This window comes from Chryseobacterium luteum (assembly GCF_000737785.1).
Lineage (GTDB): Bacteria > Bacteroidota > Bacteroidia > Flavobacteriales > Weeksellaceae > Chryseobacterium > Chryseobacterium luteum.
Map to the genome: position 1 here is coordinate 210,291 of NZ_JPRO01000003.1, position 18,330 is coordinate 228,620.

An 18,330-nucleotide genomic window follows, 5' to 3' on the forward strand; every position below is an offset into this window, starting at 1 on the left:
CATATACAGTTAATTTTCAATTAGTTTCTTTGTATAAAACTATGAAAAGAGACGTTGAGTTAGTTGTGATATCGGATGTTCATTTGGGAACTTATGGATGTAAGGCTAAAGAGCTGTTACGGTATCTCAATTCTATACAGCCCAAAACATTAGTTTTGAACGGTGATATTATTGATATCTGGCAGTTTAAAAAGTCTTACTTCCCTAAACCTCATCTGAAAGTGATCAAAAAAATCCTTTCACTGGCTACTAAAAATACACAGGTCTATTATATTACAGGCAATCACGATGAAATGTTCCGTAAGTTTACGGATTTTGAATTGGGAAAACTGAAGGTCTGCAATAAGATATGTCTTGATATTGATCAGAAGAAGACCTGGATATTTCATGGAGATGTTTTTGATGCATCTGTTCAACATTCCAAATGGATCGCGAAACTGGGCGGAAAAGGTTATGATCTTCTGATTGTCATCAATAATCTTGTCAATTGGTTTTTAGAGAAAATGGGCAAAGAGAAATATTCATTTTCCAAAAAAATCAAAAATAATGTAAAAAAAGCGGTTAAATATATCGGGGATTTTGAACTGACTGCTTCCGAATTGGCTATTGATAACCATTATGATTATGTGATCTGCGGACATATCCACCAGCCCCAGATCCGTGAAGTCATTACTAAAAAAGGATCATGTACTTATCTGAATTCCGGAGACTGGATCGAAAACCTGTCAGCTCTCGAATACCACGATAAGGAATGGAAAATATTTTATTATGACGATCACAAAGATTCACTTAAAGACGACGAAGCAGAAGAGATCCAGGAGATGGACAACTCTGAACTTCTGAAAATAGTAACTAATTTTTCTTAAATGAAAGTACTGTATGCATTTCAAGGGACAGGAAACGGACATGTTGCCAGAGCGCAGGAAATTATTCCTATCCTCAAAAAATATGCTTCAGTTGACACATTGATCAGTGGTCACCAGTCACAGTTAAAAGCTGATTTTGACATTAACTTTCAATACAAAGGCATTTCCCTTCTTTATAACAAAACGGGCGGTTTATCCTACCGCAAAACATTTACTGAAAATAAATTTCTGGAAGCTCTAAAAACAATCCGCGAACTGGAGCTTTTCCAATATGATCTGATCATCAATGATTATGAACCTCTGACAGGATGGGCCGGGAAACTGAAAAAATTACCCATGATTGAACTGAGTCATCAGGCTTCTATGAGTTTTGCCGAAACACCGAAACCTGAAAAGAAAGATTTTCTGGGTGAGTTGATCCTGAAATATTACGTTCCCAGCGAAAGAAAAATCGGGTTTCATTTTGAAAATTATCATCCTCAGATCAAGAAACCTGTGATCAGGCATAAGATCCGAAACCTTAATCCGGATAAGAAAGGGTATTACCTTGTTTATCTTCCCAGTTTTGCAGATGAGAATATCATAAAGGTTTTACAGGAGATTCCTGTACAGTGGAAAGTGTTTTCAAAACACAGCAAAGTACAGGTTAAAGTAAAAAATGTAGAAGTTTTCCCTATCGACGAAGTTCAGTACCTGAAATACTTTGAAAGCTGCGACGGCATCTTATGCAATGCAGGCTTTGAAACCCCGGCAGAAGCACTTTTCCTGGATAAAAAACTGTTTGTGATTCCTATTCATAATCAATATGAACAGGAATGTAATGCCAGTGCCTTGGATCTTATGGGAATCCCTAATTCTAAAGTATTAAACCTTCAGGAGATCACGCAATGGGTTGCTTCAGATCATCACTTAAAAGTAGATTATCCGGATGATATTGAGGAAATTCTGGTCAATGAGGTTTTAATTCTTTAAAAAAACATCATCCACATCACTCATTCTGGTCATGACAGCTCTTGCGTAAGAACAGTGGGGATATACTTTCCAGCTGTTTTCTCTGGCAAATTTTATAGCTTCCTCAACCAGGTATTTTCCCATTCCCCGGCCTTCAAATTCCGGATGTACCAGCACAAAAGAAATGATAAATTTATTTTCTTCCGGGAAAATAGTATATGTCAGTCTTCCAACTTCTTTTATTTCATTGTTCAGTGTAATTACGCCACCGTTTCCTGATTTATTGTTTTCAAATCTCATAATTCAAAGCTTTGCTTTAAAGATACAAAAATTGCACCGTCGGATAATTGCTATTGTAAATAGTGAATTGGAAATGGTGAATTTGCGTTGCAGTCAATTTTTTAATTCGACAAAATTTAAATGAGCGGTTAGCCAGAATAAGATAAAATTCACCATTCACAATTGAAAGCAACGACTAATTATCTTTCCCTGTATAGTAATTGTAGTCTTTGATCACTACATTGATAAACTGTCTTTCAGTCATCTTTTTCGAATCTATATCCAGCTTTAAGATGCTTTTGATCTTATCCGAAAGTTTGCTGATGATCTGGCGGTCGTCTGATTTCAGAGCTTTGGTATAATTATCCTTGATGATCCGCATATCATTATCACTTAACGCAATGACCTGAGGAAATGACGGAACATAGCCCTCATTAATATTTTCCAGGATGGTATGGGAGATATTGATATTGTTTTTTAAAGAAATCACTGCTGTACCGGAAGCAATATCGCCCAGACGCTGGTTGTTTTTAGAAACGATCATAGAAATGAGACCTATTACACCCACTGCTGAAGTATCGATCAGCCTGAACATCCACCGGATCAGATAATCGCCGAAACTCGCCTGGTAGCCGTCAATTTTTACTACGCGGATCTTCATGAGTTTTTTCCCAGGGGTCTGGCCTTCCATAAGGCTTTCCAGGACAACAGGATAAATATAAACCGGAAATGTAAGAACAATATAAACAGCCATAACAGACCATTGATCCAGTCCTGCCAGTAAATATCCAAGATCAAAAATGTTGAAGAAAAGATAGAATACAATCACCACATAAGCAACCTTTATCAAAAGATCGATAATGAAAGCGAGCATTCTTTCCCCAAGACTTGCAATATTAAAGTTAATATTTACATTTTGTGAGGTATTTATCGCAATTTGAGACATAATTTTTATTATTTTAGCCTTACAATTATGAGAGAAGTTTATTTCATTAAACAAAATAAAGAAAAATGGTTGGGAATCGAACAGGTTATTCAAGGGAAAATAAAAAAAAATCCTGATGACCTGTCTTCGTTGTATATCAATCTCATCAATGATCTTTCATTTGCGCAGACCTATTATCCTAAAAGTAATACAACAGTATATCTCAATCATCTGTCTTCCCAGATATTCCAGAAAATCTATAAAACCAAAAGAGTGGAGGAGAACCGACTGATTTATTTCTTCAGAACAGAAGTTCCTCTATTGGTATATCAGTACCGGAGATATCTTTTATATGCTTTTCTGTTCTTCATCCTGTTTACTTCAATCGGTGTGCTTTCCGGGGCGTATGATAAAGATTTTGCCAATATTATCCTTGGAGAAGACTACGTAAACGAAACCATAGAGAATATTAAAAAAGGGAATGCAGTAGGGGTTTATCAGAGCGGTTCTACATGGGGAAGCACCATCGGAATCATTTTTAATAATATTGGAGTGGGGGCGAAGCTCTATATCTACGGAATCTCCGGAGGGGTGGGAACCCTGTTTGCCCTGCTTTCCAACAGCGTTATGCTGGGGTCCTTCCAATATTTTTTCTATGATTACGGAGCTTTGAAAGACAGTGCGAGAGGAATCTGGCTTCACGGGGTTTTCGAAATCTTTGCAATGGTCGTAGAGGCCATGTGTGGTCTCATCCTGGGAGCGAGTATTCTGTTCCCGAAGACCTTTTCAAGGTTTAATTCCTTTAAAAGTGGTTTTAAAGACTCTTTTAAAATTTTCCTAAGTACTATTCCGTTTACCATTTGTGCAGGAATTATCGAAGGTTATGTGACAAGACATGCCTTGAAAATGCCGCTGGTGATCAATCTGGCCATAATAATCAGTTCACTTGCCATTATAGGATTTTACTACTTTGTTTATCCGTCGGTGGTTCATAAAAAAATTAATAATCACAACAATCATGCAGTTTTATAAAAAAAGAGAATTTGGAGCATTCATCAGTGACAGTTTTAATTTTTTCAAATTATACGGAAAAAATTATTTAAAAAACTATATCCTGATCAACGGGCTGCTGTTAATTTTAACGGTTGCCGTGGTGATTTTTGGCTTTAGAGAAATCTTGGGACAGCTTATCGGTTCCAATGTCAGTGGGGAAAGCTACTATTTTGAAAGGTATTTTTCAGAAAATGCAGGAATGCTGATCTCTGCCGGAATACTGGTTTTTGTACTCTTTGTCATTTTGGGAATAGTCAACTATCTGTACCCCGTTTTCTATATGAAAAGGATTGCGGAAGGAGCCCAGAAGGTAAAAGCAGATGAGATCCTGGGTGACTTTAAAAGAAATGCGGGAAGAATTGTTAAAATGTGTATAGGAATGATGTTTATCGTATTCCCTATAGTGATGATTCTGGTGGGATTTTCCTATTTATTGATGCTGATTATCATTGGCTTTTTCCTGATGCTGCTTGTTTATCCTACAGCTTTCAATGTTTCGTCATTTCTGATGTATGATTATTTTAATACGAAAAGAGGCTTTATAGAAAGCTTGAGTTACTCTATAAGATCCCAGTTTTCCTACCCGAACGGGAGCGAAAAATCCCCATACTGGAAATATTGGGGAGGATCTATTATCATGTTCATCATTATGTACATGATTACTTCAGTATTTACATTTATTCCGATGTTCTTTGTTTACGGGTCACTTTTAACATCCACTCCCAATGGAAATCTTGAAGAAAATCCGTTCACAGGAACAGCGGGAATTATTTTCTTTATATTCTATGGAATATCAATGCTTGTATCATTATTTCTTTCCAATCTGATGTATATCAATACAGGACTGATGTATTATGACAGCAGGACAGATCTTCACCAGAAAGCTGAACTTGAAGAAATAGAAACCATCGGTATTAATGAATAAATTCCTTTTTTTTCTGCTGCTTTTTTTCTCCATTGTTCCTGTTCATGCGCAGGATGACGATGGAAGCGGTACGGTGGAAGATTATATCGTAGATTCTCTGCAAACGGGACATTACAGAAATATGCTCCGTGCAGATTCTGTGCTCATCCTGAAGCCTGTTTCGGAAAATACGGTTTATCCAAAAAAGTTCAGGGAAAATCTTCAGTCCAGATACAAAGGAAATGAATTTGATTATTCGGTTTCCAAGCCGCGGGAATCTTTCTTCCAGAAACTTATGAGGAGGATAGATAAGATCTTTCAGAGCATTTTCGGAGAAACGGCGTTTACAAATTCTGCAAAGATTACAACCATTCTTATCCGCCTTTTTGCTATTATTCTGGTAGGATTTCTTCTTTATTTCATCATTAAATATTTAATGGGGAAAGACGGAAACCTTTTCTTCGGTAAGAAAAACAAAAAAGTAGACATCAATGCAGAAGAGCTTCATGAAAATATCCACGAGATTAATTTTCCTGAGAGCATTGCGAAATTTGAAAGGGAAGAAGATTACCGTTCTGCAGTCCGTTACCAGTTCCTGTTTATCCTTAAAAAGCTGAGTGATAAAAAACTGATCAACTGGAATCCTGAAAAAACGAATAAAGACTATGCTGTAGAACTCAAAGACGCAAACCTGAAAGATGAATTTACCGGGCTTGCTTATATTTTCGATTATGTTTGGTACGGAGAGTTCAGCATTAACGAAAAGAATTACCTGAAATTTAAAAACCGATATCAGTCATTTAAACTGTAATTAAACCATTAAACCATGAAAAAAACCTTCAAAATATATGCTGTGATATTCATCGTTGTGATGGTTATTCTGGCGTTGCTTGAAGTCAATAAAAAAGAAACGACAAACTGGCGCAAAAATTTTGATATTAATGAGAAATCTCCTTTCGGCCTGTTCGTTTTTAATAATGAAGCAAAAGATCTCTTTAAAAATAATCTGAAAAAAACCGAACAGGCACCTTATGAATATTATAGCCAGCGGAAAAAGGCCCCACACAATATCATCGTTATAGAAAAAGATCTGGATAAGGAATCCTGGAAGAAAATCCTGGACCAGGTATCAAACGGTTCAGATGCCATGATCTTAATGAGCCGTGTTCCGAAAGATATCTCGGACAGTATCGGCTATCACAGTGCTGATATTTCTTTTGCCGAAGAAAATGTGCTGAAGCTTACAGATAAAACATATCAGAATGATTTTATTAAATTAGATAAATTCCCGTCGGGCAGAGGATTCTCATACATCAATCCTAAAGTGGAAGTGCTGGGAAAAACAGTGGAAAAAAACAACTCGGATCAGGCTAATTTTATTAAGGTTAGCTTTGGGAAAGGAACCATCTATGTACACAGTGAACCGCTTTTCCTCACCAATTATTATCTTTTAAAACCTGGGAGCTTAAAATATACACAGGATGTTTTTTCGTATCTTCAGGATAGGGAAACGATCTGGTTTGTGGAGAATGATACCAAAGTGTCACGTTTCTTCATGAGATTTGTCCTTTCTAATCCTGCATTGAAGTATGCCTGGTGGGTATTTTTAGGCGGACTTGTGCTGTTTATTTTCTTTAATGCGAAAAGAAAGCAGCGGATAGTACCTGTTGAAGAGCCACTGAAAAATAGTTCGGTAGATTTTGTGAAAAGTATTGGAAATCTTTATCTTCAGGAAGGAAATTTTCATGATATGATGGCTAAAAAAGCCCAGTATTTTCTTAATAAAATAAGAATGGACCTGCTGATCGATACCCAGAATCTGGATGCGGAATTTGCTAAAAAGCTTCATTTAAAAACAGGAAAGCCAATCGAAATGATTGATGAAGCCATAGATCTGATCAGAAAAGGGCAGGATCCTTATGCAGGTGTGATGAAAGAAGATCTCGTGAGAATGAACAAACTTCTTGATGAGATCCTTAAATAAATAATATACCAATCCGGTAATAATGTACAGGATAAAAACAGAATAGGCAGAAATACAGGCTAACGAAAAATCTGCTGACTGTTAAATCTTTACATTGTTTTACTGAAAAAAATATAATTATGGAAAACCTTGAAAACCAGAATTTAGAAAAACAAAGTTCTATAAATTTAAATAAAAACGAAGACCAGTTTCAATCGAGAATTGATATGATTGAGCTGCGTGCCAGCTTAGATAAAGTAAAAGCTGAAATAGCCAAAGTTATTGTAGGGCAGGAAAGCATGGTCGAGCATCTTATTGCGGCCCTTTTATCCAACGGACACGTATTGATTGAAGGTGTTCCGGGGGTGGCAAAAACCATTACCGCCAAGCTTCTTTCAAAAACTATTGACGTGGCTTTCAGCAGGATCCAGTTTACGCCGGATCTTATGCCTTCTGATATCCTGGGAACCTCTGTTTTCAATGTGAAAAACTCTGAATTTGAATTTAAAAAAGGACCTATATTTTCAAGTTTTATATTAATTGATGAAATCAACAGGTCCCCGGCGAAAACCCAGGCTGCGCTTTTTGAGGTAATGGAAGAAAGACAGATTACTATGGACGGTATCCGTTATATTATGGACGAACCATTCCTGGTCGTGGCCACCCAGAATCCTATAGAACACGAAGGAACTTACAGGCTTCCCGAAGCACAGCTGGACCGTTTTCTGTTCAAAATTAATGTAGGTTATCCTAATCTGGAACAGGAGATTGCCATCATAAGAAATCAGCACGAAAGTAAAAAAGAAGACAAGACAGAAGGTGTAAACCGTGTTATTACCGCAGAACAGCTGAAAAGCTATCAGAAACTGGTAAAAGAGATCATCATAGAATCTCAGCTGATGGAATATATTGCTAAAATTATAGTTAATACACGGGAGAACCAGTTCTTATACCTGGGTGCTTCCCCAAGAGCATCCTTGGCCCTGCTTACGGCTTCCAAATCTTTTGCGGCACTCAGAGGAAGAGACTTTGTAACACCTGAAGATATCAAAGAGGCAAGTTACGCAGTATTAAGGCATAGAGTGATCGTTTCCCCGGAAAGAGAGATGGAAGGCCTTACAGCAGATGAAATTATACGTCAGATTTTAGAAGGAATAGAGATTCCCAGATAGGTTGCAGATAGCAGGTAAAAGGTTGCAGGTAAAAGGTGATAGAGGTCCGGTTGACCAACTAGCAACAATAATCTAATCATGATATAAAATATTATTTATGGCCAATTTTAAGGAGCTTTTAGTCTGGCAGAAATCTATTGATTTCGTTACAGATGTTTATGGGATTACAGGATCTTTTCCAAAAGATGAAATGTATGGACTCATTTCACAAATCAGAAGAGCTTCAGTTTCTATACCATCCAATATTGCTGAAGGAAATTCCAGAAGAAGTAAGCCTGATTATTTGCAGTTTCTGAAAATAGCCAGAGGAAGTTGTGCTGAAGTGGAAACTCAATTAATTATCTCCAGAAATCTTAATTATTTAAACGAACAGGATCATCAAAAATTAAATCAGGGTATCGTAGAAATCTCAAAAATGCTGAATGGCTTAATAAATTCTCTACAATAAGTTTAACCATCAGCCTGCAGCCTATAATCTGCTACCTGCCACCTTATAAAAATGAAAAACTTATACATCAATACACGATTTTTCTTTTCACTCATCGGAGTGGGGGTCGTGTATGTCCTTGCATTCTTCTTTCCGGTTATGATGTGGGCGGCTCACATTCTACTGCTGCTGTGTTTTCTTGCGGTAATGGTGGATTATCTTTTATTGTTCAATCAAAAGAATGCAGTACTGGCCCAGCGGATACTTCCGGAAAAACTGTCCAACGGGGATGAAAATTTTGTAAAAATCGATATTAAAAATAATTACAGCTTTAAGATCAGTACCAAGATCATTGATGAGATTCCGTTTCAGTTTCAGAAAAGAGATTTTTTAATTGAAAAAAATATTGAATCAGGCAGAAATACCTATTTCCAGTATGGCCTGGAGCCCAAGGAAAGAGGAGAATACAGCTTTGGAAACCTGAATGTATATGCTTCTTCACCATTGGGATTGGTCTCAAAGAGGTTTAATTTCCAGAAAGATGCTATGCTGCCTGCCTATCCGTCCTTTGTACACCTCAGAAAATATGAGCTGATGGCACTGCAAAGCGAATTTATGATGGGCGGAATCAAAAAGATAAGAAAACTTGGCCATACCATGGAATTTGAGCAGATCAAAGAATATGTTCCCGGGGATGATATCAGAACGATCAACTGGAAAGCCACCTCTAAGACGAACCGATTGATGGTTAATCAGTTTCAGGACGAAAAATCACAGCGTATCTTTATTCTGATTGATAAAGGAAGGACGATGAAAATGCCTTTCAATGGGCTGAGCCTGCTTGATTACTCGATCAATGCGGCTATGGCTCTGTCTCACATTATCCTGAAGAAAGGCGATCGTGCCGGAATGATGACCTTCTCCAAAAAGACTGAGAATAAAATCGCGGCTGAAAATAAATCCGGTCAGCTGAAAAAGATCTCAGAAGCACTGTATAATATTAAAACCGATTTTTTTGAAAGTGATTTCAACCGCCTGTACCAGGATGTAAAATATTCTCTGAACCAGAGAAGCCTTGTCCTGCTTTTTACCAATTTTGAAACCCTCGACGGACTAAACCGCCAGTTGAAATACCTTCGTGGTATTGCCAAAAACCACCTGTTGGTGGTTGTGTTTTTCAAAAATTCGGAACTACAGACCCTTATCCATAAAAACCCTGAAAGCATGCAGGAAATTTATGATGAAATTATCGCTGAGAAATTTGAGTTTGAAAAGAAACTGATCATCCAGGAACTTCGGAAATATGGAATCTATACAGTATATACTCTTCCGGAGAATTTAAATATTGACGTTATCAATAAATATCTTGAGATAAAAGCGAGAGGAATTTTATAATTTTGCTTTACTAATAAGTCCGGGTCCGGTCATTCTGAACGGAGCCGAAGAATTTTACAAAACTTGAAAATGAAAATAACACTCAACAGAATAAACGACGATTTCTTATTTGAATGTACCAATTCCCAGGGGAATTCAATACTTTTGGACAATACTTCACAACCTGGAGCTAAAGGCGTTTCTCCTATGGAAAGCGTACTGATGGCCGTAGCCGGATGCAGTGGAATAGACGTGGTATCCATTCTGAAAAAGCAGCGTCAGGAAATTACAGGTTTTCAGGCAGAAGTGGAAGGAGAAAGAATTCCCGTAGATGATGCAAAGCCATTTAAATCTATCATGGTAAAATTTCTTTTACAGGGAAATATAGATCCTAAAAAAGCATTGAAAGCAGCCCAACTGTCTTTTGAAAAATACTGTTCCGTATCAAAAACTCTGGAACCAAATGTAGAGATTGGGTACGAAGTTTTCGTCAATGGAGATAAAGTTTAATCTTCTTAACTGATGATAAGAGGCCGGCCCTTTGGGCCGGCCTCTGCATTTTATATAGTGAGTCTCGATTTCATAAGCTTGGCAACCGTTGCCGTCCACCCTGTCTGATGAGAAGCTCCTACACCGCGGCCGTTATCGCCGTGGAAATATTCAAAGAAAGTAATATAATCCTTAAAATGTTCATCGTAATTAAACTTGGCATTTCCTCCATTGAAAGGTCTCTGTCCGTCTTCATCCTTTAAAAATAACGAGCATAGCCTTCTGCTGATATTCTGTGCCACTTCATCCAGATTTTTCTTGTCACCGCTTCCAGTCGGCAATTCTACTTTCATGCTGTTTCCATAATAAAAATGGAATCTCTGCAAGCTCTCAACAATCAAAAAGTTAATCGGAAACCAGATCGGACCCCGCCAGTTGCTGTTCCCTCCAAACATTCGGCTGTCACTTTCCGCAGGAGTATAATACACTACATTTTCGGTTCCGTGGACAGAAAAAACAAAAGGATTTTCCTCATATACTTTCGACATCGCCCTGATTCCGTAATCACTTAAAAATTCTTTCTCATCCAGCATTCTTGATAAAACTTTTGTGAGACGGGTTTTACGCAGAATACTCATCAGGTGTTTTCTCCCGTGGCCTTCTTCTTCCCAATGAGAAACAAGTTTTGTTAGTTCAGGCTTATTTTTTAAGATCCATTCCATCCTTGCAGTGAAATTAGGCATCTTATCCAGCAAATGGTGATCAATAATCTCCACCGCAAACATCGGAATTAATCCAACAATACTTCTCAATTTTAATGAAACACTGTCCCCGTTTCCAAGCTGTAATACGTCATAGAAAAACCCGTCTTCCTCATTCCAAAGGCCTTTTGTGCCTTCACCCAGATTTTCCATGGCTTCAGCAATATACAGATAATGTTCAAAAAACTTAATGGCCATATCTTCATAAACCTGGTAATACTGAGCCAGTTCCATCGCAATACGCATCATATTTAAGGCATACATTGCCATCCAGCTGGTTCCGTCGGCCTGTTCCAGATGCTGGCCGTCTTTTAAAATCATATTCCGGTCAAAAGCACCAATATTATCGAGCCCCAGGAAACCTCCTCCAAAAATATTTTTTCCGTTTTTATCTTTTCTATTGACCCACCATGTGAAATTCAGAAGCAGTTTCTGGAAAACTTTTTCTAAAAATAAAAGATCGGGTTTGCCGTTTTGTTTTTCATCAATTTTAAAAACCCTGAAACACGACCATGCATGAACAGGCGGGTTTACATCACTCAGATTCCATTCGTATGCAGGAAGCTGCCCGTTCGGATGCATATACCATTCTTTCGTTAACAAAAGAAGCTGTCCTTTCGCAAATTCTGCATCAATAATTGAAAACGGCACACAATGGAAAGCCAGATCCCAGGTTGCATACCAAGGATATTCCCATTTATCGGGCATTGAAATAATATCTTTATTATGAAGATGGTTCCACTCGGTATTTCTTACATAATTATTAAAATCTCTCGGAGCTTCAAAATTGGGATCGCCTTTGAGCCATTTTCCGACATTGTAATGATAGAATTGTTTATTCCAAAGCAACCCTGCAAAAGCCTGTCTTTGAACATTTTTTTCATCATCACTCGCTACATCATTCTGAATTTCATCATAAAACTCATTTGCTTCATTAATTCTTGATTTCAATATTTCGTCAAAATCCTGGAAAGGCTCATCCGAATCATTCGGCGACAATCTGAAATCGAAAGTTTTGGACTGCTCACCTTCAATAATGTCATCAATTAAAAAAGAAGCTTTTGTTCCCGCTTTCCCCGGATTTACAGTATTGCTCCTGTAGATTATATAATCATTGATTCCATCTTTAAAATAGGTATTTCCCGGATAAGGAGCTCCGTATAATTTTGGAGTGTTGGTTTCATTTTCGCAAAAAACACTTTCTGTATTACTGTTTCTTGAATAAAACTTTTTAATGGAAACACTGTCGTGATGTATATCAATACAACCTTCAGAAGAAGCATTGATCTGTCCTTTATATGTATTATAACCCCATTTCCAGTTGTTTCTGAACCAAACAGTTGGCGCGATGACAATCGGAGCATCAATTTTACTTCTGTTGCAAACCGTAACGCGGACCAAAATATCATTATGATCCGCTTTGGCATATTCAATGAAAATATCGAAATATTCATCGTCATCAAAAATTCCGGTATCAATGATTTCATATTCCGGTTCTTTTTTGCTCCGTCTCGCATTTTCAGCACAAATATCATCGTAAGGAAAGGCATTGATCGGATATTTGTACACCATTTTCATGTAGCTGTGAGTTGGTGTATTATCCAGATAATAAAAAATTTCTTTGATGTCTTCCCCATGATTTCCCTGAGGATTGCTCAATCCAAAAAAACGCTCTTTCACCATCTTATCCTTCTTGTTCCAAAACGAAAGTGCAAAACAGAAAAGCTGCTTCACATCGGATATTCCCCCGATTCCTTCTTCGCCCCAACGGTAAGCGCTGCTTTCGGCATTATTATGACTGGCGAAATTCCACGCATCGCCGTTTGAACTGTAGTCTTCACGCACATTTCCCCATTGTCGGTTGCTTACGTAAGGTCCCCAGTTTTTCCAGTTATTATCTTGTAATCTTTGTTTTTCGGCATTCATATTTCACCATTTTTCATTACGAAGGTAGTTTTTTTGAAAAAAATTCCAACATGTAAAGTTTGAATAATATTTAATATTGCTTAAAAAAGCGTGTATTTATCGGTGTTTGTTGTATTAAATTAAATTTTTATAAATATTTAAAAGAAAAGCTATATCTTTGCAACATTCGATCATTCACATATTGAAAATGTTATCAAGAAAGGTTGAGGGATAGACCCTGTGAAACCTTAGCAACCCTTTGTGCAAGCGAAGAAGGTGCTACGTTCTACCAAATAATTTTATTTTGGACAGATAACTTACTGAAGTTCTTTTCAGCCATTTCCCGTGGCATTTTCAAATTGTATTATCAAAAAGTATAATAGAATTGAAAGCAGAACTAAAACATATTAATTTTTCGTATCAAACCAATTCCAGCAAGGAATATCATATCCCGTTGAGCTACCAGCTTTTCGGGAAAGACCTGTTTTCTGCACCCATCATTTTAGTTAATCATGCTTTGACCGGAAATTCAGATGTTTCGGGAGAAAAAGGATGGTGGAAACAACTGATCGGTGAAAATCAGGTGATTGATACGAACAAGTACACAGTTCTGTGCTTCAATATTCCCGGAAACGGATTTGATGATTTTTTAATTGATGAATATGAAGATTTTACACCTTCAGATATCGCAAATATCTTTTTAAAAGGGCTGGAAATTTTAAATATAAAAAAATTGTACGCGATTATCGGGGGTTCTCTGGGAGGTGGAATCGGCTGGGAAATGCTGGTTCAACATCCAAATCTTGCCGGAATTTTCATTCCTGTTGCCTGCGATTTTAAAACTCATGACTGGCTTCATGCCCAATGTCTGGTTCAGAAATTTTTATTAAACGGAAATGATCAACCATTACAAAAAGCCAGAATTCATGCGATGTTGTGTTACAGGACACCTCAATCTTTAAACGACAGATTTCAAAACAGATACAATCAGGAAAAACAGAGCTTAGAATCGGAAGACTGGCTTATTTACCACGGAAATAAATTAAACGAAAGATTTAGTTTAAAATCCTATAAGCTGATGAATCATTTATTAATGAACATTAATGCAGAAGAAATGCAACTGGAAAAAATCGAGGCACGAATGCACATGATCTCCGTTGATACAGATTTATTCTTTCCCGCTTCTGAAATCCGAATGTGCTTTGAAAAGCTTAAAGAGAAAAAGGAAAATGTTTTCTATCACGAGATCAAATCAATTCATGGGCACGATGCCTTTTTAATGGAATATGAACAATTAAATAACATCATTAAAAATATTTTGTAGAATGAAAAATGCTAACGAAATAAAATTTTTAAAAAACAGATCAATCATCAAATTTGAAGGAGAAGATTTCTTAGGCGAAATCGGGATTGACGGACGAATTTTTAAAGCGCTTACTTTGGCGCGCATCAGTGTGGGAGTAATTTCTCAGCAGGCCATCGAAAACGGGCTTTCAATTTTAGTACAGGAGGCCGATTCCGAAAAAGCGGTCAATTGTCTGATTGACGAATTTGAAGCAGAAAGAAAATCGGGAAAGGTTTCTCAGATTTACAGTATAAATAACGTTTCTGTATTGGGCTTTGTTACGGAAGATTTCAACAAAGTTCTGGCAGAATTAGCAAGAAATAACGTTTTTCCGTTACTTTTAAATCAAGTGGCAAGTGAGGGGCGTGTAAATATAGTGGTGACTTCTTCGCAAGACGAAAAAGCGAAAAATATCATCGAATCTGAAATTTCTAAAAAGCCGAAAACGGTTCATTTGGCAATCATCGGACACGGAAATGTCGGAAAAACTTTGATCGATCAGGTTTTACGGTCATCGGAAGAAATCAGAAGACGTAAAAAAATAGATTTAAAAGTGGTTGCCGTTGCCAATTCAAGAAAAATAGCTTTTAACAAAAAAGGTTTTGACAGCAATTGGAATGATGAGGTTTTGGTGGCAGAAAGTCCGTCAGATGTTCAGGAATTAATCAAATTCTCAAAAGAAAATCAACTGGAAAACTTGATCGTTGTTGATAATACGGCGAGCAAAGATTTTGTTCACAACTATCATACGTTGGCAGAAAACGGTTTCGATTTGGTGTCTTCCAATAAGATTTTCAACACGCTTCCAATTGAAGAATACCGTAAACTAAGATATACGTTGAATAAAAATAACAGACGTTATCTCTACGAAACTAATGTTGGAGCAGGTTTGCCGTTAATTGATACGATAAAACTATTACATCTTTCAGGAGAAAATATCACGAGAATTAAAGGCGTTTTCTCTGGAACTTTGAGCTATGTTTTCAATAATTTTTCCTTGAGAAACGATAAATTTTCAACAGTCATCAATGAAGCTTTAGAAAAAGGATACACAGAGCCGGATCCAAGAGAGGATTTATCTGGAAATGACGTTGCCAGAAAGCTGTTGATTTTAGCGAGAGAATTGGACCTAATTAATGAATTTGATGATATCAATATTCAAAATCTTGTGCCTGAAAGTTTAAGTTCAATTTCTAAACCGGAATTTCTTTCCAGACTGGAAGAATTAGATGAAGAATATCAAAAAATCAAAGAAAATCAGGAGCTGGATCATGTTTTAAGGTATGTCGGAGATCTTCACGGAGATTTGCAGAAAGACAAAGGCGAACTTGATGTAAAATTGATTTCCGTTCCCGTAACTTCCGCTTTAGGTCAATTAAAAGGTTCAGATTCAATTTTTGAAATCTATACCGAAAGTTATGGAGAACACCCGATTGTGATTATGGGAGCCGGGGCCGGAGCGCAGGTTACCGCAAGAGGCGTTTTCGGAGATATTTTAAGAGTAAGCGAAACGAAATAAATTATTCATCAAACCTTCAAGGTTTCAAAAACCTTGAAGGTTTAAATAGTAAAAAAAATGGAAAACGAAAATTTCGAAACATTAGCCATAAGAACACAAACCGAAAGAACTCAGTTTGACGAGCATTCAACGCCTTTGTATCTTACCTCCAGCTTTATTTTTCAGGATGCGGAAGATATGAGAGCGAGTTTTGCGGAAGAAAAATCAAAGAATTTATACAGTCGGTTTTCAAACCCGAATGTCACGGAATTTACAGATAAAATCGCAAAAATGGAAGGCGCAGAAGCGGGTTATGCTTTTGCAACAGGAATGGCGGCCATTTATTCAACGTTTGCAGCTTTGTTAAATGCAGGAGATCATATCGTAAGCTGCCAGTCGGTTTTCGGATCTACACATACCTTATTTACAAAATATTTCCCGAAATGGAATATTGAAACCACCTATTTCAAAGCCGAAGACGCAGAAAATATTGAACAATATATTCAGCCGAACACAAAAATCTTATATCTTGAAACACCGACAAATCCGGCAATTGAGATTTTAGATTTAGAATTTTTCGGAAATATCGCTAAAAAGCATAATTTAATCTTTGTTGTAGATAACTGCTTTGCAACACCTTACCTTCAGCAGCCCATTAAATATGGTGCAGATATTGTTGTACATTCTGCAACGAAACTGATTGACGGACAAGGACGGGTTTTGGGTGGAGTAGCGGTTGGAAGAGAAGATTTAATTCGTGAAATTTATCTTTTCGCGAGAAATACAGGGCCTGCTATGTCACCTTTCAATGCTTGGGTATTGTCAAAAAGCCTGGAAACATTAGCAATTCGTGTTGAAAGACATTGCGAAAATGCCTTAAAAGTTGCCGCGTTTTTAGAAAATCATCCCAATGTAGAATTGGTGAAATATCCATTCTTAAAATCTCATCCAAGCTACGAGATTGCGAAAAAACAAATGAAGTTAGGCGGAAATATAGTCGCTTTCGAAATCAAAGGCGGAATTGAAGGCGGTAGAAAATTTTTAGATAAAATAAAAATGTGTTCACTTTCTGCCAACCTTGGCGATACAAGAACGATTGTAACGCACCCTGCATCTACAACCCATTCAAAATTAACGGACGAAGAAAGAAATGAAGTAGGCATTACAGCGGGTCTCGTTCGTTGTTCGGTAGGTTTGGAGAATGTGGATGATATTATTACAGATTTAAAACAGGCATTGGATTAAAATAATTTGGGCAGCTATTTCCGCCTTCCGCTCCCGCTTTTTTTGTTTCGCTTTGCTACACAAAAAAGAGCTCCGCTCAAGTCGGGCTGCAATGAACCCGAAGGGTTCAACAACGATAGCCATAGGTGAAACCTGTGGGAAAATAAAACAAAAAATAAATGAAAAATTCAGAACAATTATACAAGGCATTATCCGAGAGAATTTTAATTCTTGACGGAGCCATGGGAACGATGCTTCAACGATACAAATTCGAGGAAGAAGATTACCGTGGCGAGCGTTTCAAAGATTGGGAACATCCCGTAAAAGGAAATAACGACCTGCTTTCTTTGACGCAGCCTCATGCGATCGAAGAAGTTCACAAAAAATATTTGGAAGCAGGAGCAGATATTATTGAGACCAACACCTTTTCAGGAACTACCATCGCAATGGCAGATTACCACATGGAAGAATTGGTTTACGAACTGAATTATGAATCTGCAAAAATCGCAAGAAAAGCCTGTGACGAATTTACAGCTAAAAACCCCGACAAGCCAAGATTTGTCGCAGGATCGATCGGTCCCACAAACAGAACAGCAAGCTTGAGTCCTGATGTAAACGATCCGGGTTATCGTGCCATTACTTTTGATGAATTGAAAATTGCCTACAAACAGCAATCAGAAGCTTTGTTAGACGGAGGTTCGGATATTTTATTGGTTGAAACGGTTTTTGACACACTCAACGCAAAAGCTGCATTATTCGCCATTGATGAAATTCAGGATGAAAGAGGAATTAAAATCCCGATCATGGTTTCAGGAACAATTACCGATGCTTCAGGAAGAACGTTGAGCGGACAAACAGCAGAAGCATTTTTGATCTCAGTTTCCCATTTGAATTTATTGAGTGTAGGTTTCAATTGTGCACTGGGAGCCAATCAGTTGACACCCTATTTGGAAACGTTGGCACATAATTCCGAGTTTCATGTTTCGGCTTATCCGAATGCAGGTCTTCCAAACGCTTTCGGAAAATATGACGAAACACCTGAAGATATGGCAAGTCAGATTAAAGAATACGTAGAAAAAGGATTGATCAATATTATCGGAGGTTGCTGCGGGACAACTCCAGATCATATCAAAGCTATTGCTGATCTGGTCGAGAAGTACGAGCCAAGAAAAGTTATATTTAGTTTTTAGTGTT

The 18,330-nt window shown here is 37.4% G+C and carries 17 protein-coding genes and 1 riboswitch; of the genes, 14 read left to right on the plus strand and 3 right to left on the minus strand.

Features of this window, described 5'->3' with window-relative positions:
* Positions 1-41 precede the first annotated feature (41 nt).
* Together IX38_RS06215 and IX38_RS06220 are read left to right on the plus strand one after the other, a co-directional pair.
* Positions 42-866, plus strand: coding sequence for a UDP-2,3-diacylglucosamine diphosphatase (locus IX38_RS06215; protein WP_034702926.1), 825 nt, complete (start codon positions 42-44; stop codon positions 864-866).
* Entirely contained in the window at positions 867-1,838 is a 972-nt protein-coding gene (locus IX38_RS06220; protein WP_034702928.1) for a glycosyltransferase family protein, read from the plus strand.
* Here IX38_RS06220 and IX38_RS06225 read toward each other — a convergent pair.
* Both IX38_RS06225 and IX38_RS06230 read right to left on the minus strand, forming a co-directional pair.
* Positions 1,827-2,117, minus strand: a complete 291-nt coding sequence (locus IX38_RS06225; protein ID WP_034702931.1) for a GNAT family N-acetyltransferase — start codon at positions 2,115-2,117, stop codon at positions 1,827-1,829. The two genes, IX38_RS06220 and IX38_RS06225, sit on opposite strands and share 12 nt — an antisense overlap.
* Positions 2,118-2,292: 175 nt before the next feature.
* Positions 2,293-3,042 (minus strand): RDD family protein, encoded by a 750-nt coding sequence (locus tag IX38_RS06230; RefSeq protein WP_034702932.1) that lies wholly within the window; start codon positions 3,040-3,042, stop codon positions 2,293-2,295.
* Positions 3,043-3,069: 27 nt separating this feature from the next.
* Here IX38_RS06230 and IX38_RS06235 point away from each other — a divergent pair, with 27 nt between their 5' ends.
* From IX38_RS06235 to IX38_RS06270, 8 genes are all read left to right on the plus strand, one after another.
* Positions 3,070-4,053 carry a stage II sporulation protein M gene (locus IX38_RS06235; protein ID WP_034703154.1) on the plus strand — a complete coding sequence of 328 codons (984 nt, stop codon included), beginning with the start codon at positions 3,070-3,072 and terminating at the stop codon, positions 4,051-4,053.
* On the plus strand, positions 4,040-4,999 hold the full coding sequence (locus tag IX38_RS06240) for a DUF4013 domain-containing protein (RefSeq protein WP_228377918.1): 960 nt from the start codon (positions 4,040-4,042) through the stop codon (positions 4,997-4,999). The genes IX38_RS06235 and IX38_RS06240 overlap by 14 nt, the downstream gene beginning before the upstream one ends.
* Positions 4,992-5,789 carry a hypothetical protein gene (locus tag IX38_RS06245; RefSeq protein ID WP_034702934.1) on the plus strand — a complete coding sequence of 266 codons (798 nt, stop codon included), beginning with the start codon at positions 4,992-4,994 and terminating at the stop codon, positions 5,787-5,789. The genes IX38_RS06240 and IX38_RS06245 overlap by 8 nt, the downstream gene beginning before the upstream one ends.
* A 15-nt stretch (positions 5,790-5,804) precedes the next feature.
* The gene (locus IX38_RS06250) at positions 5,805-6,962 is read left to right on the plus strand and encodes a hypothetical protein (protein WP_034702936.1); all 1,158 of its coding nucleotides are present in this window, start codon (positions 5,805-5,807) and stop codon (positions 6,960-6,962) included.
* Between the two features lie 119 nt (positions 6,963-7,081).
* Positions 7,082-8,113 carry an AAA family ATPase gene (locus IX38_RS06255; RefSeq protein ID WP_034702937.1) on the plus strand — a complete coding sequence of 344 codons (1,032 nt, stop codon included), beginning with the start codon at positions 7,082-7,084 and terminating at the stop codon, positions 8,111-8,113.
* 97 nt (positions 8,114-8,210) lie between these two features.
* Positions 8,211-8,561, plus strand: coding sequence for a four helix bundle protein (locus IX38_RS06260; RefSeq protein WP_034702939.1), 351 nt, complete (start codon positions 8,211-8,213; stop codon positions 8,559-8,561).
* A 51-nt stretch (positions 8,562-8,612) separates the two neighbouring features.
* Positions 8,613-9,935, plus strand: coding sequence for a DUF58 domain-containing protein (locus IX38_RS06265; RefSeq protein ID WP_034702941.1), 1,323 nt, complete (start codon positions 8,613-8,615; stop codon positions 9,933-9,935).
* Positions 9,936-10,004: 69 nt separating this feature from the next.
* Positions 10,005-10,424, plus strand: coding sequence for an OsmC family protein (locus IX38_RS06270; protein ID WP_034702943.1), 420 nt, complete (start codon positions 10,005-10,007; stop codon positions 10,422-10,424).
* A gap of 50 nt (positions 10,425-10,474) precedes the next feature.
* Here the strand turns inward: IX38_RS06270 and IX38_RS06275 are convergent, their stop codons facing one another.
* Positions 10,475-13,090, minus strand: coding sequence for an MGH1-like glycoside hydrolase domain-containing protein (locus tag IX38_RS06275; RefSeq protein ID WP_034702945.1), 2,616 nt, complete (start codon positions 13,088-13,090; stop codon positions 10,475-10,477).
* A 187-nt stretch (positions 13,091-13,277) separates the two neighbouring features.
* Positions 13,278-13,388: riboswitch (SAM riboswitch) on the plus strand.
* A 66-nt stretch (positions 13,389-13,454) separates the two neighbouring features.
* On the opposite strand from IX38_RS06275, the gene IX38_RS06280 reads away from it, so the two are divergent.
* From IX38_RS06280 to IX38_RS06295, 4 genes are all read left to right on the plus strand, one after another.
* Entirely contained in the window at positions 13,455-14,393 is a 939-nt protein-coding gene (locus IX38_RS06280) for an alpha/beta fold hydrolase (protein ID WP_034702947.1), read from the plus strand.
* A 1-nt stretch (position 14,394) separates the two neighbouring features.
* Positions 14,395-15,933: an ACT domain-containing protein gene (locus tag IX38_RS06285; RefSeq protein WP_034702949.1), complete on the plus strand. Its 1,539-nt coding sequence runs from the start codon at positions 14,395-14,397 to the stop codon at positions 15,931-15,933.
* 57 nt (positions 15,934-15,990) lie between these two features.
* Entirely contained in the window at positions 15,991-17,157 is a 1,167-nt protein-coding gene (locus IX38_RS06290; RefSeq protein WP_034702951.1) for an O-succinylhomoserine sulfhydrylase, read from the plus strand.
* A 158-nt stretch (positions 17,158-17,315) separates the two neighbouring features.
* Positions 17,316-18,326: a homocysteine S-methyltransferase family protein gene (locus IX38_RS06295; protein ID WP_034702953.1), complete on the plus strand. Its 1,011-nt coding sequence runs from the start codon at positions 17,316-17,318 to the stop codon at positions 18,324-18,326.
* The last annotated feature ends 4 nt before the right edge of the window (positions 18,327-18,330 follow it).